This window comes from Coleofasciculus sp. F4-SAH-05, assembly GCF_040222985.1.
Classification (GTDB): Bacteria; Cyanobacteriota; Cyanobacteriia; order Cyanobacteriales; family Coleofasciculaceae; genus Coleofasciculus; species Coleofasciculus chthonoplastes.
Map to the genome: position 1 here is coordinate 1 of NZ_JAVKBY010000240.1, position 5,611 is coordinate 5,611.

Annotated in this window: 3 protein-coding genes, 1 tRNA gene and 1 rRNA gene; 1 reads left to right on the plus strand and 4 read right to left on the minus strand. The window is 45.8% G+C overall.

Annotation, left to right across the window (positions count from 1 at the left end; all coding sequences use genetic code 11):
* Positions 1-239: 239 nt before the first annotated feature.
* From RIG27_RS29310 to glyQ, 4 genes are all read right to left on the minus strand, one after another.
* Positions 240-1,271, minus strand: coding sequence for an RNA-guided endonuclease InsQ/TnpB family protein (locus RIG27_RS29310; RefSeq protein WP_446350645.1), 1,032 nt, complete (start codon positions 1,269-1,271; stop codon positions 240-242).
* A 209-nt stretch (positions 1,272-1,480) separates the two neighbouring features.
* Positions 1,481-1,567, minus strand: a tRNA-Ser gene (locus tag RIG27_RS29315).
* A 67-nt stretch (positions 1,568-1,634) separates the two neighbouring features.
* A complete protein-coding gene (locus RIG27_RS29320; RefSeq protein ID WP_446350646.1) occupies positions 1,635-3,986 on the minus strand; it encodes a ComEC/Rec2 family competence protein in 2,352 nt (783 codons plus the stop codon).
* 79 nt (positions 3,987-4,065) lie between these two features.
* On the minus strand, positions 4,066-4,959 hold the full coding sequence (gene glyQ, locus RIG27_RS29325; RefSeq protein ID WP_446348915.1) for a glycine--tRNA ligase subunit alpha: 894 nt from the start codon (positions 4,957-4,959) through the stop codon (positions 4,066-4,068).
* A 532-nt stretch (positions 4,960-5,491) separates the two neighbouring features.
* On the opposite strand from glyQ, the gene RIG27_RS29330 reads away from it, so the two are divergent.
* Positions 5,492-5,611 (plus strand): 16S ribosomal RNA (locus tag RIG27_RS29330); the annotation flags it as partial.

Here is a 5,611-nt window from a genome sequence, read left to right on the forward strand (position 1 = left end):
TTGCTGGGAGGGATTGCAGGAAGATTTTAACTTGACTATAGAGGTTGGTAAACACTGTCTTAACCTTACTACCGCTATAGAAAAAAGACCATGGATACTTTCACAATATCCTTACCCGCTAACTTTTTCTTTAGTACAAGCCTACGATATTGATTTTGTATGAAAAAAGATTTTCCTTTCAAAAAGGTGCTGAATAAGCTGGATAGTCTTAATAATCGGCACTATACTACAAAATTATACTACATTAGCAGTGTGGGGATTCCTTTTACCGGGTGAATATGCAGACACTTGTGACACATTTGAGAAGTATAAGCAGGGGGGATTGGGATAAATTGAACACCAGCAGAAAGTGCCTTGTACTCAATGAACATTCGCAGTTGATAGAATGCCCACGAATTTGAGCGTCTTCGCTCAGTCTTGTTTCTCGGTTGCTGGTTAGTTCTTTCCCTTATGCCTGTTAAGTCTTCTATAGCAATTGAGGCACTTAACTCAACTGCTCGTTTGACCACTGATTTAGAAATGTTGTGGTTGAGCCATTGTTGGTAACGCCTCTCCCTCCCCGACAACCGTTTCAAAACTTCTCGACATCTACGTCGAGTTGTTCTCGTGCCTTTCGAGGCTTTTTTCTGGAGAGATGCTCTTACTTTGCTGAACCTATCTCGCACCGACTGAATATGCTTGCCATTCCACCTTTCATCTTCTGTAGTAACGGCAATATCGCGACGCCCTAAATCGATACCAATTACCTTATCGGTATTTTTTGGATCTGGAGGGGTATTTTTTATCTGAATATGCAGGTAGAACTGACCGTCGCGGTGCTTACATAATTGAGATGAAGTTGGGTTCCTCCCTTTGAGTTTTCCTCTCTGGTAGTTACCTGGGTTCAACTTGACTCGCTCTCTACCGCGAACAGTAGCAAGGCTTACCGTCCAGTCCTGTTCACGAAGTCGAAACAAGTCTTTATCGCAGTCCATACTGCCTGGGGCAAACTTTTTAACAGGCTTGCCTTTTAGCTTGGCAACCTTGCGGTTGACAGCTACACGCGCACAAGCCCTAACAGCCATATTTGCCACGAGGTTAAACTCGCTCTTGATGGTTTGGTAGGTTAGGGACTGAATCGCAATTTTATTGGTCAGCTTAGAGTCTGTGTGTTCATTCACATAGTTGCAGGCATCCGCAAACGCCTGAAGGGTTGCCTCTAAGAAGGCCATCTGTTCAGGGGAGGGTTGAAGCTTTACAACTATCGTGAGGACTTGTTTCATGGCTACCATTCATTATACCACCGGTAAATAACTGGAAATAATTCGGGCGTTTAGCCCTCGTATTTCCCGCTCTTCCCCTACGGCTTACCTCCACTTCGTGAAGGTTGAAGCCGTAGCCCCTCGCGATTTAGGTGGCGGCTTAATCAATCACTTTAAAGCTGTATCACAAGTCGCTCAATCTGTCAAGGTGTAATTTTAAATTCAGGTTGACGTTTCAACGGAGAGGGGGGGATTCGAACCCCCGATGGTTGTGACACCATAACAGATTTCGAGTCTGCCGCATTCAACCGCTCTGCCACCTCTCCAGGTCTTTGTTCTTATGATAGTAGCACTCATTGTTACTGAGTAGCATCTCAAAAGCGTCTCAACGGTTCAAAAAAGCGCCGCATCAGTACGGTTAGCCTCCAAGGTAGTTTCAAAGCCCTGTTCAGGTGTCCACTGAATCGCCCCATCACGCCCAGTCCAGTACAATTCAATCTGAGCATTTTGTAGGAGTTTGGCGGCTTGGGGTTCGATGACTTCCGCCGATGCGATCGCAACGTCAGGTTGGAGTACGTCTACCAATTGAGGCGTGAGAGGTTCACCAGACCACCATAGCACTTGAATTTGAGGGAGATTACCCCTTTGGGCGAATTGGTTTTGCTCATCGGGTGACATATCTCCCAAGAGTAACCAGGTTTGATCCTTAATTTGAAGCTGTACGATAGGGGGTTGAGCCTTGATTAATTCGAGCGTCGTTTTTTCTCCAGAACCCGTAGCACCAACTGCTAAACGTTGTTCCGTTGACACGACTTCATAAATTCCATTTTGGGATTGAACAGCTTCTGCGATCGCCTGTGTATCAGTGGGTAACGGTTCTGAATGAGCTAAGTCATAAAACCGCTTAACGGGCAAACTTTCCAATATTGGCACCCAACCACTCCGAAAACGAGGTTGTGAATCAACAGCAACTGCCCAATCCACCTGATTAACCCCTTGCTTTTGCAAAAAAGGCAGGATGGTAAAGGTGGCGGTATCAGTTTCCCCGCTATTGACAAGCGTCACTTGACCCTGATCCTGAATCACCAAAACCTGTTCTTGATCAGCCGCTAAGAGAGTAACTTGAAACTGTTCCAGCCTCGATTGCCAAATGGGTAAAACAACGATCATTAAAGCAATTACACCTGAGAATACTCCTCGTAACTGTACGCGAGAACTCATACAAGTGATAACAATTAACCCATACAGTAGAAATAACTGCGTCAGGGAAATCGTGCCGAGGGCGACTGAACTACCGGGTAAAGTATTAAAAAATCGCACCAGTTCCAGCAAGCCTTGAAGAGGATAGTACAACAATCCCGCGATCGCACTACCTGCTGGGGGTGAAATTAACGCAACCAAAGCACTCAGAAAACCCCCCAAGCTAATTAAACTAATCAAGGGTGTGCCGATAATATTGGCAACCACACTGTAGGGGGCAATCATGCCGAAAACATACAGTTGTAAGGGTAATGTCCACAACAGTGCGGCTAAGGGAACGGCGATCAAAGCGGCAATAACTGAAGGTAACCAGTCGAGGTGCTTAACTAAGGGAGGTACGGTTACTAGCAATCCCAAAGTGGCTAAAAAGCTTAACTGAAAGCCTAAATCCCAAATCCACAACGGATTGATAATCAATAAAATCGTTGCGGCGAGTAATAGAGAACCCAAGGGTTTAACTTGTCGATGAGTCAGCAGCGCCACTAATGCGCCTACTCCCATAATCGCAGCTCGCAGAACTGATGGTTGTAAACCCGTTAAGCCAACATAAATCAGTAACGCCGTTAGTCCAATCCCGAATTGCGTTTTTGTTCCCAACCGTTTCGTTAACGCTAATACCGAACCCAAAATTAATGATACATGAAACCCAGACGCTGCCAAGACATGAGCGAATCCAGTTTGAATAAATAGGTCGCGAATATCATAAGGTAAATCGACGGCTTTGCGTCCCAACACAATAGAACTCAAAAGGGAACCCGTTGGACTCCCTAGCTGACGAACTTGGGCATGGATAATACGTTGGCGTAACATCCACCATCCCCAGCTTGGTTCTTGATTTTCATCGGGAAAACTGACTTGTCGCCCACTTAAGCCAGCAAACGCGCCTTCCTTGGCTAAATAGGTGGCAAAATCAAAGCCGTCAGGATTAGCGGCAGGTTTGGGTTTGTATAAAACTCCCGTAACGGAAATAGTTTGACCCGGGAAAATACCCGTGGATTGCAATAAAGGAACCGTTACATATAACTTCCCGGTGACACCTCGCGTCGTTGTGCCGCGATTTTCATTACTTTCCAGTTCAGTGAGTTGGGTAGCTTCTAACCAAAATTGTCCCTTCTGTGATCGGGTGAGTCGCGGAACGGTTTCCACTTCACCTTGAATGGTCACAACCTGCCCTTGCATCGTACCTTGTCTAGACGCAACAAATTGACTAATGTCATTGGATGCAGGTTGAGGTAAGCGCAGTTGCACATATAGAAGGGCAATAACCGCAACTAGGCTAGCCATCAGCCATAATCTAGGTCTAGGTCCAGTGCGCCAAATTCGAGGAAGCGCGATCGCACAAATTATGCCGATGCCGATTACACTCAGGATTAAAAGACTATACTCTTGCCAGATAACAGTACGAGTAGGCAAGCCAACAAGGGCTGTAGACAATAGGGCAAGAATATAAGCCACACTCAGTAGGGAACCACTGGCAAGATTCATCGGATAGCTAAACCGGGTTTCCAAACCAAAACGGTATGAAAGAAACAACAAGCACAACGAAGGTATTCAGTCGCCAACCCTAAACCGATAGCTTTTGAGAGGGGGGTGATGACTTGAGCGGAAATCCCAATCCTTCTCGTTGCTGTAAGTAAAGTTGTGCCACTCGCCTTGCTAAGTTGCGAATTCTGCCAATATAGCGTGTCCGTTCCGTCACCGAAATTACCCCTCTGGCATCCAGCAAATTGAATGTATGAGAACATTTGAGAACATAGTCAAGACTGGGTAAGACGAGGCTTTTGTCAATGAGTTGCTTGGCTTCTTGTTCGTACAAACCAAACAGTGTCAATAATAAGTCGGGGTTAGAGGCTTCAAAATTATAGGTACATTGCTCTATTTCACCTTGGAGGTGAACATCGCCGTAGTTAAGGTGGTCATTCCACTGAATTTTGGTCATCGCATCGACTCTTTGTAGATACATGGAGATTCGTTCTAACCCATAGGTAATTTCGATGGAAACTGGGCGACAGTCTACGCCACCGCACTGCTGGAAGTAGGTAAATTGGGTAATTTCCATTCCATCGAGCCAAACTTCCCAACCGGTTCCCCAGGCTCCGACAGTGGCATCTTCCCAGTTATCCTCGACAAAGCGAATATCATGATCTTCAGGATGAATGCCCAAAGCCCGGAGGGAATCCAGATAAATTTCTTGAATCGTGTTGGGTGAGGGTTTAATCAGGACTTGATACTGATAGTAGTGTTGGAAGCGATTTGGATTTTCCCCGTAGCGTCCATCGGTTGGTCGTCGGCAAGGTTCTACATACGCTACTGACCAAGGTTCATCGCCAATGGATCTGAGAAACGTGTGTGGGTTCTTGGTTCCTGCACCTTTTTCGATGTCATAGGGTTGAGCAATCAGGCAACCGCGATCGCTCCAGAACTGGTGTAACGTAGCAATTACAGACTGAAAATTCACACAACCTCCACATTTTTGTCAAAATCTATCACTACATTTTGGCATCTTGCTCGATTGTCGTGGCTGGATACCTGGTTCGTGCGTTAAGCGAGCGCGGGGGAGTTGAGTGTGTTTGTCTGAGGGTAGGCAGGTGATTGGTTACTTGAGTGTAACAGGATAGTGCGATCGACATAGTGCCTGAGTGGTTTGCTGGAAGGTACTCTCTGAGTAAAGGAGTAGAGCAAAAAAAAATTAGTCGGCTAAATCCCTTAATTCGAGGGAATTTCAGCCTTCCCTCAAAAAAAAATCCCGCAAAAGGTTGACAACTCCAGAAAGAGGCACTACATTGGTAAATGCGCTTGAAACGGAGTTCACTCCACATCCAAGCGTCCGAACCAAGACAAATCAATAGTTTGAAAGCCAAGCATACAAAACTCCTTGTCAAAAAAATTCGAGGGGAATCAGGAAACTGAGACTCTCTCAACTAATAAGGATAACTTGGAAATGTCTCCTATAAATAGGGGACATTTCGGAGCCTAGAAAAAAACACTCTAACATGGAGAGTTTGATCCTGGCTCAGGATGAACGCTGGCGGTCTGCTTAACACATGCAAGTCGAACGCAACCTTCGGGTTGAGTGGCGGACGGGTGAGTAACGCGTGAGAATCTGCCTT

Coding starts and splice junctions, on each gene's coding strand:
- RIG27_RS29310 (WP_446350645.1), bottom strand. CDS start 1,271: ATGGTAGCCATGAAACAAGTCCTCACGATAGTTGTAAAGCTTCAACCC.
- RIG27_RS29320 (WP_446350646.1), bottom strand. CDS start 3,986: ATGAATCTTGCCAGTGGTTCCCTACTGAGTGTGGCTTATATTCTTGCC.